Annotated in this window: 25 protein-coding genes and 1 tRNA gene; 9 read left to right on the top strand and 17 right to left on the bottom strand. The window is 45.2% G+C overall.

The genetic code is table 11. The features are described from left to right. Window positions 1-33: 33 nt before the first annotated feature. The 6 genes from NF543_RS05325 to NF543_RS05300 form a co-directional block, all read right to left on the bottom strand. The gene (locus tag NF543_RS05325) at window positions 34-981 is read right to left on the bottom strand and encodes an NAD(P)-dependent oxidoreductase (RefSeq protein ID WP_257667075.1); all 948 of its coding nucleotides are present in this window, start codon (window positions 979-981) and stop codon (window positions 34-36) included. Between the two features lie 100 nt (window positions 982-1,081). After that, window positions 1,082-1,168 (bottom strand) — tRNA-Leu (locus tag NF543_RS05320). Window positions 1,169-1,253: 85 nt separating this feature from the next. Beyond that, window positions 1,254-4,445: an efflux RND transporter permease subunit gene (locus NF543_RS05315; RefSeq protein ID WP_257667074.1), complete on the bottom strand. Its 3,192-nt coding sequence runs from the start codon at window positions 4,443-4,445 to the stop codon at window positions 1,254-1,256. Between the two features lie 49 nt (window positions 4,446-4,494). Continuing rightward, window positions 4,495-5,619 carry an efflux RND transporter periplasmic adaptor subunit gene (locus NF543_RS05310; protein ID WP_257667073.1) on the bottom strand — a complete coding sequence of 375 codons (1,125 nt, stop codon included), beginning with the start codon at window positions 5,617-5,619 and terminating at the stop codon, window positions 4,495-4,497. Between the two features lie 42 nt (window positions 5,620-5,661). Continuing rightward, a complete protein-coding gene (locus tag NF543_RS05305) occupies window positions 5,662-6,993 on the bottom strand; it encodes a TolC family protein (protein ID WP_257667072.1) in 1,332 nt (443 codons plus the stop codon). Window positions 6,994-7,017: 24 nt separating this feature from the next. Continuing rightward, window positions 7,018-7,599, bottom strand: a complete 582-nt coding sequence (locus NF543_RS05300) for a TetR/AcrR family transcriptional regulator (protein ID WP_257667071.1) — start codon at window positions 7,597-7,599, stop codon at window positions 7,018-7,020. A gap of 185 nt (window positions 7,600-7,784) precedes the next feature. Between NF543_RS05300 and NF543_RS05295 the strand changes: the two genes are divergently transcribed. After that, a complete protein-coding gene (locus tag NF543_RS05295; protein WP_257667070.1) occupies window positions 7,785-9,044 on the top strand; it encodes a DEAD/DEAH box helicase in 1,260 nt (419 codons plus the stop codon). Window positions 9,045-9,287: 243 nt separating this feature from the next. On the opposite strand, the gene NF543_RS05290 is transcribed toward NF543_RS05295, so the two are convergent. Together NF543_RS05290 and NF543_RS05285 are read right to left on the bottom strand one after the other, a co-directional pair. After that, entirely contained in the window at window positions 9,288-9,569 is a 282-nt protein-coding gene (locus tag NF543_RS05290; protein ID WP_257667069.1) for a DUF4342 domain-containing protein, read from the bottom strand. Between the two features lie 100 nt (window positions 9,570-9,669). Further along, the gene (locus NF543_RS05285; RefSeq protein WP_257667068.1) at window positions 9,670-11,742 is read right to left on the bottom strand and encodes a carbohydrate binding family 9 domain-containing protein; all 2,073 of its coding nucleotides are present in this window, start codon (window positions 11,740-11,742) and stop codon (window positions 9,670-9,672) included. A gap of 219 nt (window positions 11,743-11,961) precedes the next feature. Between NF543_RS05285 and NF543_RS05280 the strand changes: the two genes are divergently transcribed. Next, window positions 11,962-12,846, top strand: a complete 885-nt coding sequence (locus tag NF543_RS05280) for a LysR family transcriptional regulator (RefSeq protein ID WP_257667067.1) — start codon at window positions 11,962-11,964, stop codon at window positions 12,844-12,846. A 114-nt stretch (window positions 12,847-12,960) separates the two neighbouring features. After that, window positions 12,961-13,914 (top strand): TolB family protein, encoded by a 954-nt coding sequence (locus tag NF543_RS05275; RefSeq protein WP_257667066.1) that lies wholly within the window; start codon window positions 12,961-12,963, stop codon window positions 13,912-13,914. Between the two features lie 32 nt (window positions 13,915-13,946). Here the strand turns inward: NF543_RS05275 and NF543_RS05270 are convergent, their stop codons facing one another. Both NF543_RS05270 and NF543_RS05265 read right to left on the bottom strand, forming a co-directional pair. Next, complete coding sequence (locus tag NF543_RS05270; protein ID WP_257667065.1) at window positions 13,947-14,948, bottom strand: aldo/keto reductase; 1,002 nt, start codon at window positions 14,946-14,948, stop codon at window positions 13,947-13,949. 163 nt (window positions 14,949-15,111) lie between these two features. Then, complete coding sequence (locus tag NF543_RS05265) at window positions 15,112-16,263, bottom strand: TlpA disulfide reductase family protein (protein WP_257667064.1); 1,152 nt, start codon at window positions 16,261-16,263, stop codon at window positions 15,112-15,114. A 492-nt stretch (window positions 16,264-16,755) separates the two neighbouring features. Here NF543_RS05265 and NF543_RS05260 point away from each other — a divergent pair, with 492 nt between their 5' ends. Beyond that, the gene (locus tag NF543_RS05260; RefSeq protein WP_257667063.1) at window positions 16,756-16,983 is read left to right on the top strand and encodes a tetratricopeptide repeat protein; all 228 of its coding nucleotides are present in this window, start codon (window positions 16,756-16,758) and stop codon (window positions 16,981-16,983) included. A 50-nt stretch (window positions 16,984-17,033) separates the two neighbouring features. Here the strand turns inward: NF543_RS05260 and NF543_RS05255 are convergent, their stop codons facing one another. The 6 genes from NF543_RS05255 to NF543_RS05230 all read right to left on the bottom strand — a co-directional run bounded on the left by NF543_RS05255 (window position 17,034) and on the right by NF543_RS05230 (window position 19,830). Then, window positions 17,034-17,420 (bottom strand): type II toxin-antitoxin system VapC family toxin, encoded by a 387-nt coding sequence (locus tag NF543_RS05255; protein ID WP_257667062.1) that lies wholly within the window; start codon window positions 17,418-17,420, stop codon window positions 17,034-17,036. After that, the gene (locus NF543_RS05250; protein ID WP_257667061.1) at window positions 17,402-17,629 is read right to left on the bottom strand and encodes a hypothetical protein; all 228 of its coding nucleotides are present in this window, start codon (window positions 17,627-17,629) and stop codon (window positions 17,402-17,404) included. The genes NF543_RS05255 and NF543_RS05250 overlap by 19 nt, the downstream gene beginning before the upstream one ends. Before the next feature lie 69 nt (window positions 17,630-17,698). Further along, on the bottom strand, window positions 17,699-17,932 hold the full coding sequence (locus tag NF543_RS05245) for a hypothetical protein (RefSeq protein ID WP_257667060.1): 234 nt from the start codon (window positions 17,930-17,932) through the stop codon (window positions 17,699-17,701). 1 nt (window position 17,933) lies between these two features. Beyond that, the gene (locus tag NF543_RS05240) at window positions 17,934-18,212 is read right to left on the bottom strand and encodes a hypothetical protein (protein ID WP_257667059.1); all 279 of its coding nucleotides are present in this window, start codon (window positions 18,210-18,212) and stop codon (window positions 17,934-17,936) included. Between the two features lie 224 nt (window positions 18,213-18,436). Beyond that, window positions 18,437-18,640, bottom strand: coding sequence for a DUF4160 domain-containing protein (locus NF543_RS05235; protein WP_257667058.1), 204 nt, complete (start codon window positions 18,638-18,640; stop codon window positions 18,437-18,439). A 137-nt stretch (window positions 18,641-18,777) separates the two neighbouring features. After that, window positions 18,778-19,830, bottom strand: a complete 1,053-nt coding sequence (locus NF543_RS05230) for a PDDEXK nuclease domain-containing protein (RefSeq protein ID WP_257667057.1) — start codon at window positions 19,828-19,830, stop codon at window positions 18,778-18,780. A 51-nt stretch (window positions 19,831-19,881) separates the two neighbouring features. Between NF543_RS05230 and NF543_RS05225 the strand changes: the two genes are divergently transcribed. The 3 genes from NF543_RS05225 (at window position 19,882) to NF543_RS05215 (ending at window position 21,645) form a co-directional block, all read left to right on the top strand. Then, window positions 19,882-20,160, top strand: coding sequence for a hypothetical protein (locus NF543_RS05225; RefSeq protein WP_257667056.1), 279 nt, complete (start codon window positions 19,882-19,884; stop codon window positions 20,158-20,160). A 152-nt stretch (window positions 20,161-20,312) separates the two neighbouring features. Next, on the top strand, window positions 20,313-20,729 hold the full coding sequence (locus NF543_RS05220) for a DUF6088 family protein (protein WP_257667055.1): 417 nt from the start codon (window positions 20,313-20,315) through the stop codon (window positions 20,727-20,729). After that, window positions 20,710-21,645, top strand: a complete 936-nt coding sequence (locus NF543_RS05215) for a nucleotidyl transferase AbiEii/AbiGii toxin family protein (RefSeq protein ID WP_257667054.1) — start codon at window positions 20,710-20,712, stop codon at window positions 21,643-21,645. The genes NF543_RS05220 and NF543_RS05215 overlap by 20 nt, the downstream gene beginning before the upstream one ends. Before the next feature lie 20 nt (window positions 21,646-21,665). On the opposite strand, the gene NF543_RS05210 is transcribed toward NF543_RS05215, so the two are convergent. Beyond that, a complete protein-coding gene (locus NF543_RS05210) occupies window positions 21,666-21,800 on the bottom strand; it encodes a hypothetical protein (RefSeq protein WP_257667053.1) in 135 nt (44 codons plus the stop codon). Between the two features lie 343 nt (window positions 21,801-22,143). Between NF543_RS05210 and NF543_RS05205 the strand changes: the two genes are divergently transcribed. Beyond that, window positions 22,144-22,374 (top strand): hypothetical protein, encoded by a 231-nt coding sequence (locus NF543_RS05205; RefSeq protein ID WP_257667052.1) that lies wholly within the window; start codon window positions 22,144-22,146, stop codon window positions 22,372-22,374. A 120-nt stretch (window positions 22,375-22,494) separates the two neighbouring features. Beyond that, entirely contained in the window at window positions 22,495-23,298 is an 804-nt protein-coding gene (locus tag NF543_RS05200; protein WP_257667051.1) for a type IV toxin-antitoxin system AbiEi family antitoxin domain-containing protein, read from the top strand. The last annotated feature ends 16 nt before the right edge of the window (window positions 23,299-23,314 follow it).

Here is a 23,314-nt window from a genome sequence, read left to right as displayed (position 1 = left end):
TGGTTGTTGTCATACGAACTTAATCCTGGTTTTTTATGAATTCTTTTTAATAGCCTCAAATAGACTAGGCCAGCCGTCTTTTCCATGGCCTGTCGCAATTGTACGGTCATAAAGCGCCTTCACGGCTTCCGGTAGGCGGGAGTTGATTCCAACAGCACGGCTAGCTCCAACAATGTGATCCGCGGTGGCACCCATCATAATGACGTTGGCCATCTCACCGGGGTATTTGCCCGCATCGATATGATCAGCGGCTTCTGCCAACCCACCGATAACCGACAGGGAATCAAACGTTTCAATCGCATAGGGGAGGAATGTCTTTGCGGAAACCCCTGCTGAACCGACCAGTGCGGTGGCATGCAAGTATGCGGCTAACGATGTAAGGAAGATATCGAGCTGAGCTTGGTAGTAGAGTTGCGCGAGCCCGGGATCCTCGCCAACGTAGTCAGGTTTGCCTATTAGCCGCAATGTCGCTTCATGCGTCTCGAAAACCGTCTTCTGTCCACTGTAAAATACGTATGCCCCTTCTTTCCCCACAAGTTCGGCGGGAACCATGACACCACCCACGAGGAGTTCGGCTCCGTGGCTTTTCAGCCATGCGGCTGCTTCTCTGGTCTTGTCGGGCGTGTCTGAACTCAGGTTGACGATGAGTCGGTTTGCTAATGCGTCTTCGGATCCTGCAAAGATAGGATACATCGCCTCGTAATCGGTCAAACTCAAGATAACCAATTCGCTGGCCCGTAGGGCATCAGCAACTGTACTTGCCTTTACGGCTCCTTTTTCAACGAGGCCGTCGGCCCTACTGGCGGTGCGATTCCACACGGTTACACGGTAACCTTTGTTTAGGTATACCGTTGCCATGGCCTGTCCCATCGGACCTAGACCAATAATCGTTACAGCATTTTCTTTGTTTGTTGAAGGATTCATATGATGTTCGTTTATTTTGTTGGTACTGATCTCCTTGAAATGATGGATGTTCGCCATGGCCAGTCGTTATGCGACAAAAGTAGCAATAAATATGGTTTGCGATGAAAAGGATGTGTTTGAATAACGTAAAAAAGCACCCCTAAAGGTGCTTTTTCAATGGTGCCCGGAGAGAGACTCGAACTCTCAAGGGACTGCTCCCAACGGCTTCTGAGACCGCAACGTTTACCAATTTCGCCATCCGGGCAAAGCGTCCCAAATCCATTATCGATTTGGGACTGCAAATATATACTTTTCGTGGATAATTACAATCAGCCACCAACAATTAACCATTAATCCTCCTCTTCATCGTCATCCGTATGCAAGATGTCGGTGTGTTCTTCGGGTTTATAAGACCGCTTGAGCTCGGCAAGTTTCTTCTTGCCATAAGCCATCTTGGTGATCAATACGAACAGCACGGGTACCACAAAGATACCGATGAATGTAGCGATCAGCATCCCACCAAATACCGCCCAGCCAATAGTCTGCCGGGAAATGGCACCCGCTCCAGCGGAAAACATCAGTGGCACGATGCCGAGGATGAAAGCCATGGAAGTCATGATGATGGGCCTGAGGCGTAGTTTTACGGCCTCCATGGTGGCTTTGAGTAAGCCCATCCCGATGTCTAGCCGTTCTTTGGCAAACTCCACAATTAAGATGGCGTTTTTGGCCGCGAGCCCGATAATGGCAATCAAACCGATTTGTGCATAGATATTATTATCGAGTCGAGGCAGGAAAGTAAGGATAAGAATAGCCCCAAAGACGCCCAATGGTACCGAGAGCAATATTGAAAAGGGGACCGACCAACTCTCATACAGTGCCGCAAGCAGTAAGAATACAAAAATGATACATAATGCAAATATCTGTATCGTTGTATTGCCCGCCTGTCGCTCTTGCAAGCTCAGCCCTGAAAACTCATAGGTATAACCCGCCCCAAGTGTCTGCGCCGCAGTCTCCTCCAAGGCAGCCAATGCATCGCCACTACTGTATCCCGGTGCGGCACTGCCACCCACTTCAATGGAACGGAAGATGTTGAAGTGATTGATAATGGAAGGATTTTCGACGATATGGTAATCGACCAAAGCGCTAAGCGGTACGGAAGTGCCCTGCTGATTGCTGACATATAGTTTCTTGATGTCATCGATTTCCATACGGAAGGTGGTATCGGCTTGGGTGACCACCCGGTAATTCCGGCCATATTTAGTAAAATCATTGACATAGCTACTACCCAGGTAGGAGGAAATGGTGCTATAGATGCTGCCGATGGAAACACCCATCCGTTTAGCCTGCTCACGATCAATCCGGACTTGGTAATTGGGGGTTTTTGAATTAAATAGGGTATATGCCGCGCCTATTTCCGGTCGCTGGTTTGCAGCCATCAAGAACTTGCCCACAGTAGCTTCAAAATCCTTGATGTCGCCCCCTTGTTGGTCAAGGACCTGCATCGTGAACCCGCCGCTCACGCCGAGGCCGGGTATGGCAGGTGGCGAAACCGGTAGCAAGGTAGCCTTGGTGTATCCATTATACATCCCCCGAATTTGTCCAAGGATCTCCTGCACCGTCCTGTCTCGTTGTTCCCAGGGTTTCAGTTGCACGAAAAACGTGCCGGCACTGGGTTTAAACGAACGGTTCAGCAGGTTAATCCCAGATACAAGGGTAATGTTATTGATTTCAGGAACGCTCTTCCTTAGCGTATCAGATATTTCATCCATCACCACGTTGGTACGGGTTGCCGAAGCACCTTCAGGTAGGGAAATCCCCACGAAGAATACACCAGCATCCTCATTCGGAATGAATCCAGTAGGTTTAGCACTGAACAGGCCATACGTGCCCACGTAGATACAAACCAATACGATAATGACCAAAGGTGCGCGTTTTATGGATCGACGTACGCCATTGGAATAGCGTTTGGTGGCCCGCTCAAACCAGGTGTTGAACCGGTAAAATAGCCTATTGATACCGCGGGACTTTTCGTTAAACTGCATGGGTTTGAGCAGTAGCGAGCATAAGGCGGGTGTAAGGGTAAGTGCAATGAATGCTGACAATAATACGGATACTGCAATGGTGATGGCAAATTGCTGGTATAGCTGACCCACCATGCCGGGGATGAAGCCTACCGGTACGAACACGGCAGCCAGTATGAGGCCGATGGCAATAACAGGTGCTGTGATTTCTTTCATGGCACGCCGGGTGGCCTCGGGAGCCGAAAGCTTGTCATGATCGATATAATGTTGCACGGCTTCCACCACCACAATGGCGTCGTCCACCACAATACCGATGGCCAATACGAAGGCCAGCATGGTCAGGTTGTTGATGGAAAAACCAAAGAGGTTGAAAAAAATAAACGTACCCACGATGGAAACCGGGATGGCTAGGATGGGGATAAGTGTAGCCCGCCAACTTTGCAGGAACAGGAACACCACCAATGTGACCAAGATAAGGGCCTCAATAAGCGTATGCAGCACAGCCTCAATGGAAGCTTCTACGACTGAGACGGTTTCATAACCCACTACATAATCTACATCGGAAGGGAAAGCGGCTTTCAGTTCCTCCAAGGCTTTGTAAATGCCCTCTGCCGTTTCCACGGCATTTCCTCCCGGCATCTGGCTGATCATCATGCCTGACGAAAGCTCGCCATTGACCTTGGTAGAGATGGAATAAGCAAATTCACCGAGTTCCACACGAGCCACATCCTTGAGGTAAACGATGGAACCATCGGCATTGGTTTTTACCACAATTTCTTCAAATTGCTCTTCGGTATTGAGGTCGCCGTCTAGAATAATCGGAAACTCAAAGACCTGTGTAGATTGTTGTGGACTTCCGCCTACGCTCCCGCCCGGCACACGAACATTCTGTTCTTGTATGGCCGCGTTGACTTGCGCTGGCGTGATGCCTAGGTTGGAAAGCTTGGTAGCATCCAACCACACGCGCATACTGAACGGTTGGCCAAAGGCTGTCACGTCACCTACACCTTTTACCCGCATGATAGCATCGCGCACGTACAGATTCACATAGTTGGCCAGAAACTTCCGGTCCCGAGTACCATTTGGAGATACCAGCGCCACCATCATCAGCACATCGGTATTGGCTTTACGGGTGGTTACCCCCAGTCGCCTTACCGCTTCAGGCAGGGCCGGCTCGGCGATACCCACGCGGTTTTGCACATCCAGCGTAGCGATATCAATATCCGTACCTACATCAAAGGTTACGGTGATGGCCGACTGGCCGTTGGCGGTGCTGTTTGACGACATATAGGTCATGCCCGGCGTACCGTTGATTTGGCTTTCGATTAGGGTGGTCACCGTTTGCTCCACGGTTTGGGCATCAGCTCCGGTATAGGTGGCGCTTACGGTGACCGTGGGTGGGGCTATATCAGGGTACTGGCTAATGGGCAGGGTGGTGATGGAGATGACCCCGATCAGCGTAATCAGGATGGATATGACAATGGCTGTAACGGGCCTTCTTATAAATACTTCTGATATCATGTTTACTCTTGTGCTATACGGGGTGAATGTTTATCTTCATCGCTTAGGCCTATTTTTGACCAGGTCGTTGAACGGTTACTTTGGTGCCCTCTCTGAGGTTAATGATGCCCTCAGTAACAATTGTATCGCCAAGGGAAAGGCCCTCAGACACGACCACCTTGTCGGCTGCTTTCGTCCCCAGGACGACCTTGCGCTGTGCTACGGTACTGCTGTCGGTGACGACAAATACGGATGATTGGCCTAGCTGCTCCGTGACCGCCTGATAAGGAATGACCAGCTGTTTGGATTCGGATTGGCTGCGCACCAGCACATTGGTATTCATCCCCGCCCGCAAGATACCATCCGGATTGGGGAAGCTCGCACGGATGGTGATGGTGCCAGTGGCCCGGTCTACTGCCCGGTCTATGGTGATGATTTTGCCCGGATGCGCATACGTGGCACCAGCGGATAGGTCAAGCATGATGGTGGAATCCTTTTCGCTGGAAGCATCCCGCTGCAATGTGGTAAATCGCTGGATATTGCGTTCGTTTACCGGAAAATCGACGGCAATGGGTGTCGTAGATGATATCGTGTTGATTAATGTACTGCCGGCACTGACCAATGCGCCCATGCGTACTTGAGAAATGCCGATGGTGCCACTGAATGGGGCCGTGATAACGGAGCGATTGAGATCGGTATTGGCGGTCGTGAACGCTGCTCGTGCCGACTCCACCTGTGCCTCAGCATTGTTGACATCCGTTTCGGCATAGTCCAAGGTTTGCTTCGCAATGGCGTCTTGCTCTGCCAGCTTACGGTATCGTTCCACATCGCGTTTCACCCGCGCGAGGTTAGCTTCGGCAATCGCCAGGTTTGCCTTTGCTTGCTCCACCGCTGCTGCATAGCGGGTGCGGTCTATCTCATAGAGCTTTTGCCCTTTGCTTACTGAAGCACCGTCCGCAGCGGAAATGCCCGTGATATACCCACTTACCTCTGCCCGCAGCTCCGTTTCCTTGAGGGGCACCACGCTGCCTGGAAAATTGTCCGTGCCGATTACGATTTCTTCCGTCACGGCTTGCGTAGCTACGGGAATGGCTTGTTGACCAGGGGCTGGTTGCTGTTGCTGACCATTGCCTCCGCATGATGCGGTTATGCTTGCCCCAATAACAAATAGGGCTGCGATACGATTACTGTTCATAGTTATTGATTTCGACGGTGTTGTTCGTTTCATGCTACGGGATTAATTGGTTTCAGTACTGCCCAGAGCCTGGTGCACGTCAAGTTTCCCTGACAAGACAGCATACAAGGCATTGAGGTAATTAATTTGCGAAGTGCGAAGGTCCGTTTCAGCAGTCATCAAATCTAAATAGGTCTTGATGCCTTCATCATATTGCAATTTGATGGTGTTATACACCTCTTCAGACAACGTTACATTGTGCTTAGCTACCTGCCAATCATTCAAGTTAGCCTTATAGGTAGCCATTGCCATTTCATATTGAGTGTTAATCTGGTTCTTGAGATCGATAATATCCCAATCCAGCCGTTCCTCCTGCAACCTCGACTTCCGGATTTCTTGGATGCGTTTGGTGCCTTGGAAGATGGGGATATTGAGTGTCAGTCCGAATACTGAGCGCGGATAGTCCTGATCGAATAATGCTGAAAACCGATTTTCCCGATAATCCCACGCATAATTATAAAAGGCGGATAGGTTGGGTAGAAACGTCCATTTGTTGTATTGTGTATTGATGCTTTGGAGTTGCCTTTGGGTTTGTAATTGTTGGTACTCTATCCGTTTGTTATAGTCGACCACCAGCGTGGTGTCCAACAGCATCTCATTTTCCATGGACGCATTGTCAAAAGACAGGGTGAGTGTTTCATCCGCTGTCAGTCCAATGAGTTCCTTGAGGTAGGCATATTTGTACTTCAATACCTCGGTCACCCGCTTTTGTTCGGCCTTCGAATTGCTCAACGAGATTTCCGCCCGTTTGTAGTCGGTCTTGTCGACAATCCCGGTTTCATACCGGGCCTTGGCATCCCTCAGTTGCTTTTCCAGGCGTATAATGTTCTCTTTGATGATGTTCACCTGTTCCTCACTGGTGAGAATGTCGTAATAGCCTTTGCTGACCTCCACAACGGTGGTTATCCTGCTGTTTTCCGTATTCTGGTCATTTTGTTGCCGAATATATTTTGCAGCCTTTGAAGCTTGCAGCAGCCCCGGATTGAGCAGTTGCTGATCGGCCTGTAGCACCAAAGCCCCCACATGGTTTTGCCCCGCCTGTATTACTTGGTCGCCTATCACGAGGGTAGGAATGATGATGTTGCGATTGTAGGTAGCGTTAGCACTGATTTGGGGAAACCATCCGGAAAGGGCGGAGGCAATATCTCGCTCGCCGATCTCTTCATCCAAAAGGGCCTGCTGTACAGCCGCTCGATTGCCAAGGGCAAAATCAATGATGTCTTGCAATCGCGCATTTTGGGGAAGGGATTCAGCGGATTCCTGCGCCAACAACGCCGATGAATAGCTAGTCAATGATAATAGTAGAATACCGTAAATCAGTCTCTTGATATGCATGTTGCTGTACTAGTATGTTGTTAATTAATTCTTGATGCCGTCCCAGATGATACCCACCATCTTTTTCATGTCTTCTTCTTCAAAGATAAAATAACCGTTGATATGTCTTTTTGCCGTAGCGGCCACTGTTCCAATAAATGCCGCATTTATAATATTGACGTCCAGTGCTTTGATGTGTCCTTTTTCAATGCCTTGTTTTAAGAACTTTGTAAGTTCATCCTGAAAGCAGATATTGTCCTTGTTGTATATTGCTTTGACGTATGGAGAGGAATAAAATTGTTCCAAGAAGCTCAATATTTCCGGATATTGGATATAATAGTTCACGAAGTTGGTCCATATCGAAATAAATCGGTCGGGGTAAGCAAGTCCTTCTTCGTTTTCCTTAAATATTGCGTTTCGTACTTTTTTTCTGTTATACAGGAAGAGCTCAATGATCAATTCTTCCTTCGATGCAAAATAATGGTAGATGGTTCCAGTGGCTACTCCCGCCTTTTTTGCAATCATGCTCATGGGAGTGCCATGGAAGCCAAACTCCTTGATGAGTCGCAGTGTGCTTTCATAGATGGCCTGTTTCTTCTCTGCCGTGGTATTTAATTGAACGTTCATTCGGTCGTCAAAGGAAGACATTATTTTGAGATAAATCAGTATCAATAATGATTAATAACGAAATTTTGACAATTCGGGTTAAAAGGTCAGTTGAGCCTAATCATACATAACTGCGTAAGTTTTACGGAATCGCGAAAAGAATTGTGTATTTTTGTAATTTCACAGTAAAAATTAATTACAATACTTTGACATTTAGCGATTTTAATTTCGACGGGAATCTTTTTGAAGGCCTGAATAGCATGGGCTTCAAGACACCTACACCGATACAGGCCGAAACCATTCCAATTATCCAAAAGCGGCGTGACCTGATTGCTTGCGCACAAACCGGTACAGGGAAGACAGCATCTTACTTATTGCCGGTAATGGATGCCATATGCCGCATGGAGCACCGGCCGACCATCAGTGCATTGATATTGGCGCCCACGCGTGAGTTGGCTATGCAGATTGATCAGCAGGTAGAAGGGTTGGCTTATTTCACGGGCATCACCTCCATCGCCATCTATGGCGGCGGCGATGGCATTGGCTATGAGCAGCAACGCCGGGCATTGCGTGATGGTGTGGATATCGTAATCGCTACCCCTGGGCGGCTTATCGCGCACATCAGTTCGGGTATCGTGCGTTTAAACGAAATCAAATTTCTGGTGCTCGATGAGGCCGACCGCATGTTGGACATGGGTTTCAAAGATGACATTAATCGTATTGTTGGCCAAGTATCTGTTGAAAGGCAAACGATGCTTTTTTCGGCCACCATGCCGCCTAAAATAAGGGTTTTTGCCAAAACATTGTTAAAGCACCCGGAGCAGGTAAACATTGCCATATCAAAACCCGCGGCAGGCATTGTGCAGCAACAATACCGGATAGGCGACGAACAGAAAACACCTTTACTGAAGCAATTGCTGCAAAGTGGCGATTTCCGCAGTGTTATTGTGTTTTCGTCAACCAAAGACAAGGTCAAGGCGTTGGGCCGTGAGCTGCAGAACCTGGGATTGGCGGTACAACCTTTTCATTCCGATCTGGATCAAGGGGAACGCGAAGAGATCCTGCTACGCTTTAAGAACAAGCAATTACCGATATTGATTGGCACGGACGTGCTTTCTAGGGGAATTGACGTAGTGGGAATCGATCTGATCGTCAATTATGACGTACCCCCAGATCCCGAAGATTACATCCACCGGATCGGGCGGACGGCTAGGGCTGAAAAAACCGGGACCGCCATCACTTTTGTGAATTATCGGGACAACCGGCGTTTTGAAGCCATCGAGAAATTAATGGAAAAAGGGGTGGAGGTTATACCTTTACCTGAGGGGCTGGGTAGCGGGTTTGTACCCCAGTCAGAAAGCGGAGTAAAGCGGAAAAAGCCAAACAAGAAGCGAAATTTTAGGCATAAAGGCAACCCTCAACAGCGTAATGAAGGTAATTTTAATGCCAATAACCGAGCCTCTTAACGGTCTAAATACTTCTTATTGATTCAATAGTCGCGTTTTTATCTTTTTTAAAAAATATTTTGTGTAGTGTATTAAAAACACTATCTTTGCGGCATCATAATTTAGGTTTATAATTGGTTAGTAAAGGTTTCCATTCTCCCCGTTTGGAAACCTTTCATTTTTTATGGCCACTATGCCGCTATAGTACCAATATGATTTAATGTGACCATTGAAATATCCATACACTTCTTGAGCAATTTGAGGCTAGGTATCCGTATCTGAAGCAGCATCTGATTCGGTATCCGGTTGTACTTCCCTTTCTACGGTGATTGAACATTCGCCAATTAACGCCGCCAATGCCCCTACAGCCGCTAAGACGGGTACCAATAACGCACCGACCACACCAATGGTGAGTGGGAAACTCATGATTTCCTTCCCTTCTTTGTCTGAAATGCTGATTTTGCGGATATTTCCCTCGGCAATCAATTCTTTGACCTTTTTAAGTAGGTTTTCACCCTTTATAAAAAATGATTCTTTGCTTGTCATAGCCTATATTACATCAATTCTGGTGCCAAGGGTTGTCGGTAAAATTTTGTCGGGCAAGAGGTTGTCCTAACGGGTTGATTTGGACATTTACGCTTTCATGCTAAAGTTGTTTTAAAAAGCTAACCTTAACGATAGTGTTTTGCTCATTAGTGCGCTCCAACAAGCCGTATTCTCGACTATTAAAAACCAAATACACAAAGGATAAGGGTTTGTATTCCCAAGAAAGCCTGGCATTGTAAAGGTTACTTTTGTCCAACGTGTTCCGTTGGTAAAGGAATGTAAACTGAAGTCGAGGATTAACGGCAAACCGACTGTCAAACGAAAATAGATTGACCGATTTGTCTTCTTCCATAATGCCAACCTTTTCGAAATCATTTGCTCCAATGCTTGCACCTAATGAAATATATGGCTTTGGGGAATACGCGAGAGAAACATCCAATGTATGGAGTTTGCCGTTGAAATACCCTCCGGTTTGATAGGAGATGTCATAGGAGATTTTCCGTGAACCATCGCTCGAATAGTATATCTCATAGTTGTTGTAAGTATACGTTCCCATTCCTATGGCCAGCCCGACAGGGCTAAAATCTTCGGCGATGCGTTGATAATTGTAGGAGTACGAAACCCCCATTTTGCCCCCTTTTATAAAATTAAAGGATAAGGGAGATATGGCTATCTTTTGCTCTAAAATATTCCCTGTGGACGCTTCGTGGTAGATTTCTGCAAATATACCTGGTTCATAGTCGCGAACCACTCGTTTAAAAGGTAGCCATTTTTCCCTTAAACTGAGCTCAACTCCGGGCATGGTCGCTATGATATTCCTTCTTGAGATAAACCCACTTTTGGGGTCAAATTTATCTGAAATCCATGTGGAAGCCAGCCAAGCATTGATTCTGTCCGATTTATATTCATATTGAACATACCCCGCCCAGCCCATATTATTCCCCGCTTTATCTCCTGTAAGGCTAATCATGGCATTAATTGAATGCTGTGGATTCAACCGAAAGAAACCATCAATGGCAGTTGTATAATCGAATCGGGAATTAAGTGCCGTTGTGGCGTCGGTTGCTTTGCCGGTTACACCGGTTACAATAGCACCGATTCTATTGTTTTTCCCGATATTTTCCGAATACCTGCCCACAAAGTACTTTTGGTTCGCACCATTGCTGGATCCCTTTTGCTGAAGGAACATGGCTCCAAAATTCCGCTTATTGGAACGATGTACCGCCCGGCCCCCATAGGCTATGGGAATAGGTCTACTATTGGCATCCAAACCTATCCGCCTACTAAAGAAAGGGATTAGGGCAACATTTCCGCTTATACCGCCATCTCCAGAAATCCCTACCCCAAACAAAGAAGAGTTTTCCAAAAAGAACTGTCTCTTTTCAGGAAACAAAACCGAAAATCGAGTCGTGTTATTCACAAGCTGGTCGACATCTGCCTGCGCAAAATCTGTATTGACAGTAGCGTCCAGAACAAGGTTCGGAGTTATGACCCATTTGACTTCTCCTCCTGCCTTGAATTCGGTGGCACCATCAGGATTATCTGAAAACAAGGTATAGGGATTTACTTGTATATTGGTCATCGGCTCTGGAGGTATAAAGCCCGACATTTTTCCGGCATGCTCCATGCGGTTAAAACCTACTGAGCGAGGATAAAACGACCAAGCGGAACGTTCATTACTGGTTCGTTGTACCCGTTGAAAATTGATGCCAAAAACTGGTGTTTGACTATCCGATAGTTTATACCGTAGGGTTTTCCAAGGAATTTCAAATTCCGCAACCCAATAATCATCTGTTCGGGTTGTCCTTACTTTCCACAATCCGTTCCAATCAACATCAAAATATGTATCATCAAAAGAAAGGTAATCGCGCTGTGCTCCATATGGATTGGCAAAAACGGTAATACCATTACGTTCATCGTTAAAGCCATCGATTGTAATTCCTACCAAATCATGGTTTTGAAAGTTAAAATCCCTTTTGAGGTCGGGAGCTTTAACGTTATTTCTTCCTATGGTATCATAGCAGACTATTCCAAAATACAGCGAGCTTGCCGTATATAAACTTTTTACTTCCGTAATGAAATAAGCCTTGTTGCCAGTTTGAGGCTGTATCTGTGTGAAATTGCTCGCCACCTCAGTTTTTCCCCAATCAGATTCATCCAAAAAACCATCCACAATTATTTTATTCGTAGTAAAAGTTGTCCTAAAGCTCTTTTTTTCATTGCTTATCACATCCTTATTTTGTCCATAACAAATGAACTGAAGTAAAATCAACATTAAAGAGTACAGCTTCGCTTTCATTAATAGTCTTTATGAAAACAAAGTAAAAGCTACATATTGATAAAGAAAAATACTTAATTTTGATTAACCGATCAATAATTTTAATCGATAAATATGACCATTGCCCAACTCGAAAATTTTTTGATATTGACCGAGACCCTAAATTTTAGAAAAGCTTCGGAACAAATTTATATTGCCCAACCCGCATTGAGCAGGCAGATACAGCAACTTGAAGAAGAGGTTGGTGCGGAATTATTTGATCGGACTAAAAAGCAGATTAAGCTTACACCTGCTGGAGTTTACTTTAAAAATGAGGTTTTTAAACTAATCCATCAACTCAAACAAACGATCAGAATAACGGCTCAGGTACACACCGGAAAAGCTGGTGAAATACGTATCGGCCATGCCAGCTCTGCTATGCACTCCGTTTTACCGGCATTGTTACGCTATATGGAAAAGGAGGTGCCTAATTTAAAGGCCAGTTTAGTGGAGGGAACCAATGAACTCATTTTTAATAAGTTGACGGACAACGAGGTAGATTTTGGTTTCGTTCCTAATGCATTTGTTCCTGAAGGGCTGTCCAGTAGTATAGTCTATAAAGAAAATTACCTGCTGATTCTCCCCAAAGACCATCTTATAGATCAATCTAATTTCAAGGATTTGAAAGATTGCACAAAAGAAAAATGGATATTACATCCACAGGCCGAGGGTTTTGGATATATGGAGGAAATTCTCAAAATAATCAACAGTTACGGTTATGCTCCCAATATTGCCCATCGTTCACCTAATACATCTTCCGTACTTCGTATGGTAGAAGCAGGATTGGGTATAACCATGATGGGGAAATCTACCATCAAAGGTTTTAACTTGAATATTAAAGCGATTGAACTTAAAAATGTGCCGAATCAACTGGATATGAAACTCGTCTGGAAGACGGAACGAGAAAGCGGCTTAAGCCCACTATTGGATATGTTAAAACAGTATTTTGGAATTGAATAATCTAACAATTAACCGGTACGCCTATGAGCACATTGCTACCAAACCTGCTTCACCGTGTCCTTATTTTTATAAAGAAAGCAAAAAAATGTATTTTTGAATATGTATTTTTGTATTATGAAGCAGTTGCGCTACTCCATACGCTTGCTGTCCTGCATCGTCTTGTCGATCGCTTGTAGTAGTGGCGGGGACACCTCAGGACCACAGCGTCATCAGCTGTCCGGTAAGCTACTTTACGATTTCGGAGAGCATATTTATCAGGTTGATTTAGCGACGAACAGCAAAACCATCTATTTCGATCATAATAACTATTCGCTTAATGGTTGGGATGTGAGTCAGGATGGAAAGATCAGACTGGAAACCGAGCAGATTGCGGGGGCTACCGACAAGGTGAAATTCAGGCTGATCAATACAAACGACAATAGTTTGATAAAAGAATTCGAGTATAAGCTGGTCAACGGAGAAGATCGAAACATTGCCGGTTTGTTGTCCCCGGATCGATCGCGTATCCTGATTCAGCCCGATTTTGATCACGGTATTGTGATTATTGATACAGATGGTAATGTCATGCATCATTTGCCCCGCGTGAATGATGAAGAGCTAACTTTGGGCGACAAGGTACGCTGGCTGCCTGGCAATGGCATACTATTTACGTTCCAGGATAAATATGTTCTCAGGAGCGACCCGCCTTATACATCCATCACGCCCGTTAAGGAAATGGCTTACAACGAATGGGGAGGTTTGAATGTCAGTCGCGATGGATCAAAAATCTCGTTAAGAATAGACAAACATATATACCTCATGAATAGCGATGGCAGCGACTTGGTGCAAGTAACGGAAAGCGATCGAGCCGAGCGCGAAGCGGTCTTTTCTCCAGATGGTAAAAACTTACTGGTGGCAGCGGATTACTATCCCGCTACGTTTGATGAAGGCAAATGGATTTTAAATGTCATTCCTGCTAACGGCCAAACGTACAAGGTCGGCAACGATCCTTCGCAAGATGTCATTCCTATCATTGCCGAAGGACAAAACAACGCTGAACCTGCAAGTGGTACCATGTTGTGGAGATAATGACTATAGCACTTCGGGCATATTCGCTTCCTTTATTCCGGCACCTGAGCCTGCGCATAAAGCAGCCCTTCGGTTTTCAGTTCTTTCCAGAAGGCAAGGGGTACCTCGGTTTGCAGTGCCCGGACATTCGATTCGATTTGCTCCGGGCTACTTGCTCCGGGTATGATTGACACGAATTCATCCGCCGCAAGAACAAAATGGAGGGCTGCCGCTATGATATCAATACCATGTTTCCGGGCGATGACATCGATATGATTTCTCCTCTCCTCAAATCCCTTGGGTATGACATCCTTGTAGTTATAGCGGTTACGCCCGGCGATGAAGCCCGAATTGTATCCAGCGCCAGATACCAGTTGCACCCCAGCTTTCCTGACCGCAGGCAATAACCGGTCCACGGCATCCTCGTGATCGATAATGGAATACTGTGTCGCCGAAAGGCAGATGTCCGGATCAGCCGTTTGCAAGCAATCCAGGATGGACTCAATCGTATTGACTCCCATCCCCCAGGCCTTGATGATGCCTTGGCGGCGGTAATCACTCAATACTTTGAATGCACCCGCTGTAGCCTGCTTGAGAAAGTGCGGATAGCGGTCACCGACCTGTTCTTCAGAAAGATCGTGCACATATACGATATCGATATGCGCTAATCCGGTGCGTTCAAGACTGTCTTCAATGGATTTTTTGACGGCGTCGCCTGTATAATCATGGCGGAAGTCATAAGGGAGCGGGTCCAGCCACATGGTTTCCGGCACTTCATCGTCGGGCACCTCGTGGAATAGCCTGCCCACTTTCGTCGAAAACACGAATTCATCACGGGGCTTATCTTTTAGGTATTCTCCAAAAATACGCTCACTTTTAGTTAGTCCGTACCAAGGTGAGGTATCGTAGTATCGGATGCCCGAATCCCATGCTTTCTCTAAGATTTCCAGGGCGTTGTCCTTCGTTATTTTCTCGAATGCGGTGCCTATCGGCCCGCCGCCTAATCCCAGCTTTTCGTTTAGATGGAACGCGCCGTCTTTTATCCATGTTGCCATAATGCTTATATGTTGATTCCTTGCCAATCCCAACAAGTTACCTGCCGGTATTGTTTGGTGGCGTCGTTCAGCAGCTCCCCAAACGTTACGTTCTATTTTCCCCGAGGTTAGTGCCGCGTAAGCTTGTTTTCGCATCTATCTAATATACCAAAAACACCTTTTTTTACATCGCTAGACCTGCCAGAATGTCGTTTACTTGGTCGGCTGTCGGATCCACGGCCAGTACGTTGCCATAGCCGTCTATCAGCACCATCATACCAGCGCGCGTATTGATCGTATATTTTTCCCATATCGAATATTTGCCGTTCAGATCCACAAGGTTCGTCTTCCATAAATGATTCTCCCTTTCCAGTAGGTTCTTTAGCGCATCGGTATTGTCAAATTCCCTTGCCACGTTGATGATGTCAAATCCCTTATTTTTAAATTTTTCATAAATAGGGAGCATCGTCCGTGTTTTGATAATACAGGGCCCGCACCACGATGCCCAAAAATTGATCAAGGTAGCTTTGGGCGCCAAAAGACTCTGCAAATCCACTGCATTTCCTTCAAGATCTTCCGCTTCAAAGTCAATGAAGCGTCTTTCATCTTCGAGGGAGGTTTTACCTTTCACGATGAATCCAATCAAGGAAGTATAGGGATGGTTCGGAAAAGCAGACACAAAAGCCGGATACAGTTCCTTAACCCGCGAAAAAATGTGTTTTTCATCCGCATTAAGCATCGCATAGTTTTTCAGGATGTAGTACGAAACCAACGTGCGGTTGTTCGATACATACTGAAATTCCCAATCCAATGTCTCACTCCTCAATACGGAATCCAAGGCCAATGCTTCATCCTTTTTCAGGCTATCCGCTTCTACAGCCTCCCAAAGTCGAACTGTCGTTGCCCACTTTTCCCTAAATGTTTGGCGCAAGCTTGCTTGGTATCGCTGATATTCTTGATTCAGCGAACCGCCATTGACCCGGTTCTCTTCATACCGCGATACCGGATGAAGTTTTAACGTTACGGTACCTTCGGTGAAGATGATCATTGGCCTCATCGGCCCTTCCAAAAAGTCGTCTTCAGGTACCACCATATAAGCCTCGGGGTGGCTGCTTTCCATTTTGTAGCGAAATGCATTCCCGATCACCGGTATGGTTATCCGATGAACCAATGGACTTTCACTCGCTTTGAAGAGGATGACATTCTTTCTTTTTGCACCGATCAGTTCACCCACAATAAGGCAACTGTCTGGCGAAACAGCGTGGGCTTTATTGGTGCTTCCTGCCGAGGAGATGATGGCGATACAAATTATCCCGAGGGTTGGCCAGTTTGTCATAGCGTCGATAGTTAAGTTTACTTATGGCAAATCTATCACGCCAACGGTCATACTGATAGCCTTTTAACATTTTTAACAACTCAATAGTGTTTTGGCTAATGATGTTATGATGACAGCTGTTGCCAATATCAATAAATCAAAGAACCGACCATAGGGAGCTCACGAATGCCGTTGAAAAATAAACACGCCATGAGTAATAAAGCAAATCACAACACCGTGCTCAATTTCGAATATTTTTAAATGTTGTGCCTAATATCTAGCTAGCTTGCCAAGTTCCCGTATATCCAGTTCTTCCTTTAGCACTATGGCCTTCGCGATGGGCTCCACGACCAATGAACCTATTCAATTCTCTGGCTCCTGCATCTCCTTCAATAATGTCCTTGCATCAAATACAGGGACATAGTACTTATTAATGAATGAACCGGCTGTTTTGACAATGATAATACCACGTGCGGTGGAGATGGAAATGTTGAAGGTCGTCTTTTGAATAATTTGGCAAGTAAATACCGTACAGCCAAAGAATATAACCACGCTATTGATGTATTAAAATTAATGGTGGTCAATAATCCAGAATCATGGCATACCTTAGGTACTCTTGCTGATGTCTATCTCAGTGTAGGACTTAAAAGCGAAGCAATCAAAAAATTTAATGAGATTTTAGAATTAAATCCTGAAAATGATTGGGCTAAAGAAAGACTTGCGGAAATAATTGAAAACTAGCATGAGCATGGTTTAATTGCTGCAACTTTAAAACAGCAAAAATCCTCACATCACAAGTCATGTGGGTTTACCACTTTCAACCCTTTTATATGATGGAAGTCTGACACGTTTCTGGTCAATAACTGTAGCTTAAATACAGAAGCTGTAGCAGCAATGATGGCATCAGGTAGTTTAATGCGATGGGTCTTACAGATTGTAATGGTTTCATCAACGACTTGGTTGTCCAAATCAAGCACGGTACTATCTGCCATAAAATCAGTTAAGACCTTGTAGGCGTTTTCAGGTGCATTATATCGCAAAACTTCGATCTTAGTAATGACAGGTGCCAGGGGTACGTTGTCGATCACTTTATGCATAAACTGCATGCCTTTTTGCGGCAGCTTATCATCCAGGTAATCAATGGCCGTATTGGTATCAATCAAATATCCCTTTCCCACTCTTTGCGTCCTTCCGTTTCTTGGTTTTGAAAATCAGCATATTGATCACCGGTTAGGTTTAACGAACCAGCGTACTTCTGAGAAAGCCTTTGGGTTTTAACCGGTTTTTTCGCTTTTTTTAGAACGACCTCCACCTGGGCAAGAACGGTATCGCTCTTTACTTTTAACAACTCTTCAATTAAATGTAATTTCCGTGCTTCTGAATACATATATGCCTCCTTTCCGCTGTGAAATACAAAAATACGAAAACTATTGGATATAATAGGTCAACTGGTTAGCTACCACTTATCCTTGAGGAGATTTGAGGATTCCGGCCTTACCCCATACGTTTCCATGGCGCTTTCAATCTGTTTGCTTTCCGTGGTATCGGGGAAGAACAAGTAGCTCGGTGCGAGGATAGGGGTTGTTTTAACAACCGTTATCTCGATGACTTCATTGATGGGGAACGCATCAGTAAAGCGCTCGGTTAGGAATTTCACCTTAGCCGAAACATCGGTATCTATATAATTCATATCAGATATTCCCAGGATTAGCTTCGCTGAGCCCTTCGGGGTTATGGGCATCATCAATCATTCCTCGTATGTCTATATCCTGGGGCACTACCGGTGCTTTTTGGCGATTATCTTTTACCATCTGCAATAATCCGTTGTAAGCATCGGCTGTCAAATTTCCTTTTTTTTGCTCAACAGATTTGACTATAATCTCCACTTCCTGTCCTTCGAATAAGGTTTTCAAGGATTTGAGGAGTGACATGCTGATGTCTTTTGCCTTTAAACGATATGTTGTTTGCATATGAAATCCTTTTATCTTCAAAAATACAAAATAATATGCAAAGATGTGCAAAACGTAAATAGGCAAATTACACGGGAAGCTGGAATATATTTATCAGCCCTGTGCTGACAACCTTTCTAAAGTGTATCAATTGATACAGATCCAGTGGCGCAATGAGAGCCTCAACAGCTGTATTGTTTCCGCCGAAATTTCTCGGTTGTATACAAAAAAATCAATCCATTTCTTCACAATATCTTCTTTACCTCTACCAACCGTTGAAACCTCTTCATTGTTCTACTGTCAAGTGGGGCTTTGCCCCGTACTTCTTTGATGGCTATCGCAACAATTACACCGTTCTCTATGATTATCTCCGCTTTGCTCTCCCTACCATTGTATTTTCCATGTACATGGATAGGTTCGTGCTCATTTGAATAAAATAGAACAATCAAACAAAATATTCATAGAACTTTGGCATCTTAAAACTTCAATCTGTTTACCCGTAATCTTCCTTACATTTCCATCCGCTGCCTCGGCTTCGGATAAAAGAAAACCCAAGCTATTCCGGCTTTGACTCGGCATCGTTGCGTTAGGATTTATCTTCCTGCTTAAGCTTATTCTCGATGTGCTTTTTGGACACCTCAATAGCTTGGTGTAATTTTTCCTTTAGCAGTTTTTTACTCGGTAGTTGGGTAAGATATTCGGAAACCTTGATGCCGACTCTATCGAGTTGAAGGAGTTCCACTTGTTCGTGGTTGCCTTCGGCACAAAGAATCAGTCCTAATGGTGTGTTTTCACCCTCTTCCATTTCGTATCGTTCCAACCATCTTAAATAAAGTTCCATCTGGCCTTTATAGGCGGCTTTGAAGCGACCTAATTTCAACTCGACCGCAATAAGCCTCTTGAGTTTCCGGTGGTAAAACAGCAAATCCAATTTGAAATCTTCTCCATCGATAATCATGCGCTTTTGGCGTTCCACGAAGCTGAACCCTTGTCCCAATTCGAGGATAAACCGCTCCAGTTCCCTCAAGATCGCATCCTCTAGATGCCTTTCACTATATGTGTCTTTTAGATTTAGGAAATCCAATGGATAAGGATCTCGAAAGATGAGATCAGGGCTCATTTTGTTTTCTTCACGAAGTGCTTGCAGTTCCTGCTTGATTAATTCATCGGGTTGTTTGCTAATGGCGGTTCGTTCATAGAGCATGCTATTTATTTTATCTCGGAGCGTCTTTACGTTCCACGCTTCCGCTTTGCATAGTTCCAAATAGAATTCCCGTTGAAGTTCACTTTTCAATGGAATCAACGCAATGAAATGCGTCCAACTCAATTGTCGTATCGCCGATACGACAATTTGTTCGTCCGAAAAAACCGAGGCAAACTGCATCATTCGTCTAAGGTTCTTCTCCGAAAAGTTATTGCCGTATCGCTGTACTAGGCCATCTGACAATGTTGCAATGATTCGTTGTCCATAAGCTGCTCTTTTTTCGGCAAGGAAATCTTCGTTTACACGTTTGCCGACTCTCCAATAAAGATAAGTTAGTGTGCTATTTGCGGTTTGGGCAAGCTGTTGCTTGCTTTCTTCAATCAACTTAACGATATCGGCAAAAAGTTGCTTTTCAAATTTAGTAGGTTGGTTCATTATATTTTTCAGTGACTATTTGCTAACAAACATAGTAAATTGTATTTGAATATGAAAGAATTAGAATACAAGTTTTTGATTGCGATTTATTACGGAAATCGTAAACAAAAGCTAAAGGTTAATTGTCGGCACGCTGCCAATCAAACCATCACCTCAACTTTCGGTTGCATATCAATTGCCCCAGTGCTGCTTAAAGAACCGGTAGCCGGCAACTGTCTTCTCCATGAGGTTGTTAGCTTTATGGCTATATTGTTTGCTAACGAATGTCGTAAATGTAAATTTATCAAACAACCCTTTTATCCAAATCCACTACCTTCCGCCTTCCTGTAATGCCTTACATTTCCAGCAGCTACCTTTGGATGGCAATAGGGGGAAGCAACGAGGCCCCTGCTGCCTGCGGCTTCGGATGTTCAGGATTTCACATACATTTGTATGTTCTAACTAAATGTCGTATTTTTGTAATTGAAAGTGACTGTAATACAATGGAAAATAAGCGTTCAATAGTTAATCGGATTTTTGCTAGGATTACCCGCAAAAAGTCCAGTGTCCTGCTTCGGGAAGACTTCGTGGATTTGGGAGGTTATGACCAAGTGGGCAGGGCGCTTAGGCAATTGGTAGCACAGGGAAAAATCGTGAAGATCGGTTATGGACTCTACGCGAAAGCGCGGGTGTCGGCATTGACAGGTGATGTCCTACCCATCAGCCCTATACCTGTGCTAGCCAAAGAGGCGCTGGATCGATTGGGTGAGAAAGTCATTCCTACTCGTGCCGAGCTGGATTATGAAGCTGGTCGCTCCACCCAGGTTCCTACGGGGAGGTTGATTGGCGTAACGGGCAGGGTCAGCCGCAAAATTGGTTTCAAAGATGTGTCCATCCGATATGAACGGATTTCCAGATAAGGACATCATCGAAGAGGTCGCCGTCCTCATGGGGATCCGTCCGGCATTTGTCGAGAAAGACTGGTACGTTACGCAGATTATATCCCGGCTAGCATCCGTTGCCCATCGTGATTTCCAATTGATATTTTCTGGAGGTACGGCGCTCTCCAAAGCCCATCGGTTGCTCCAGCGGTTCAGTGAGGACGTTGACTACCGGGTTGTATCGCCAAGCCTTGCGGCAGAAAGCCCTACACGCCAACGCAAGCTACTTTCCGGTTTCAAGGCAACAGTCATCCAATGTGTGGATAAGTTTTTGAAAGTAGATCCGAAAAAAGTGACGGCGCGGAATGGCAATCGGTTTTTTGCTCTTGAGCTAACCTATCCGACACTTTTCAGTAAGCAGGAGGCGTTAAGACCTCACCTAAAGGTTGAGTTTACCGTAGCTGATCTGATTTTGCCAGCCTCGTACCATCCGGTGAGTTCATTGTTCCATGACGTTGCGAAGCGGGAGCCCGAAGTTGGCACCATAGCCTGTCTCGATCCGGTAGAAAACGCCTGCGACAAAATCAGTGCTTTGGTCTGGAGGATACCTGACAGGGTGCGTGGCGAGAACGATGACGATCCCGATATTGTACGCCATATCCATGATTTAGCTATATTGAGCGACCGCACCTTGGCACATCCATCATTCGAATCTTTACTAATCAAGACACTCGATGCGGATGATTATCGATCAGTCACCATCACCGGCCTATCCATCCGGGAAAAGTTCGACATTATGTTGGGCATTTTGGATAGCGATCAGGAATACCGGTCGGAATATAACCGTTTTGTCGGGGGCATGTCTTATGCACCGGACGGAACGACGCTTTCATTTGAGGACGCACTAGGACAAATCCGTAAACTCATCGCCTCTATAAACCGTCTTAGCCACTGATTAAACTTCAACCCCCAAGTTTAATGCTTCTTTCCCAATCTGCGTTCACCGATTGCATGGAAGCGAGGCAAAATAACCTCGCCGCCAAGTTCCTTCACGAACTCGGTAATGCGGGATTTAGCGTTTTGCGGAACTTTGATGGTTAATAAAGCCATGTTACAAAGTAATTGAATGTTGTCGAAATAACCAACGAATTACGCATTAGGATCATAATCCGGACTCCTTTATATATCCATAGGCCGAGTTTTTCCAATCGGTGTGCTGATTTAGGATTATTACGCATTTCCGGTTTCCCGTAATGCCATCACCATTCCCGCGGTTACCTTTGGGTAATCAAAATTTGTAATTCTCAATCCGATGTCTTACCTTGCATGTTATAACGACCATTATAAACCAATAGGCCTAAGTAAATACATTTAATTAATCAATAACATCATATAATCAATAGCCCAATTCACTAACCATTAACCGTCAATAGAGAACAAACACAAAACCATCATGCGTAAGCGTATCGTCTACCTTTTCCTCGTTTTGGGGTTCCTGCTGCCTGCGGCTTCGAATGTGCAGGGTAGGGAAGTGGCCTATACCACCGCCGAGCAAAAGGACGCCACGGTGTATATCACCAAAACAGGGGAGAAGTACCACAAGGCAGGATGCCAATACCTTAAGAAGAGCCAGATCAAGACCACGAAGAAAAAGAGGCCGTCAAGAATGGGTATGGGCGTGTAAGGTGTGTAAGCCCTAGCAATAGGATTTAAGAGGCGTTGTTTGTAATTACGAAAAATACTTGTAAGTTTACATCTGCAAAAAGGGACGAACTTTATCCCTTTTTGCAGATGTAAACTTAACATGAAGAATAGTTACGCATATTTAGAAGACTATCTCGTGGAGCTTCGTTCCCGTGGAAGGTATGCCTTTTCATTGCAAGAAGTGCGTAACAAGTTTGAGCAATCAGACGAAGCCATCAAGAAGGCATTGTACCGATTGAAAGAAAAACATGAAATCGCATTAGTTCGAAATGAGTTTTACGTCATCGTAACGCCCGAATATAGAAGTAAGGGGATACCGCCCCCTTCTTTTTTTGTTGCTGATTTAATGGCATTCCTTGACAGAGACTATTATGTAAGCCTTTTGAATGCAGCGGCGTATCATGGCGCAGCCCACCAACAGCCACAATCATTTGCCGTTATTACTGCCAAACCCAGTATCCGTGATATCAAAAAGGATAACCTAAATATCCGATTTTTCATCAAAAAAGAATGGGAGGCACAAGATATCGTACAGAAAAAGGTGGAGACCGGGTACATGAATATTTCATCGCCTGAGTTAACCGCCCTTGACTTGGTATATTACCACGACCGTGTAGGTGGATTGGGGCGGGTTGCTACCGTGATGGAAGAGCTATCAGAAATCATGAGTGCCGATAAGTTGCTCGAAACCGCCGAGCGTTATTCTCCTGTCACAGCTATACAGCGACTGGGTTTTTTGCTCGAAGAAGTACTTGGCTTGAGCGAATTGAGCGCCCCTTTAAAATCCTATTTGAAAACCGTTAGCCATTTTCCAGTACTGCTGAGGCCACAAATGGATACAACAGACATGGGTACTGGCAACGATTGGAAAGTAGTTCCTAATACAACAGTAGAGACAGATTAATGGTACCAAAGGCATA

Origin of the sequence: Parapedobacter tibetensis (assembly GCF_024704835.1) — a bacterium.
GTDB lineage: Bacteria > Bacteroidota > Bacteroidia > Sphingobacteriales > Sphingobacteriaceae > Parapedobacter > Parapedobacter tibetensis.
This window is presented reverse-complemented; position numbering and strand designations above follow the sequence as displayed.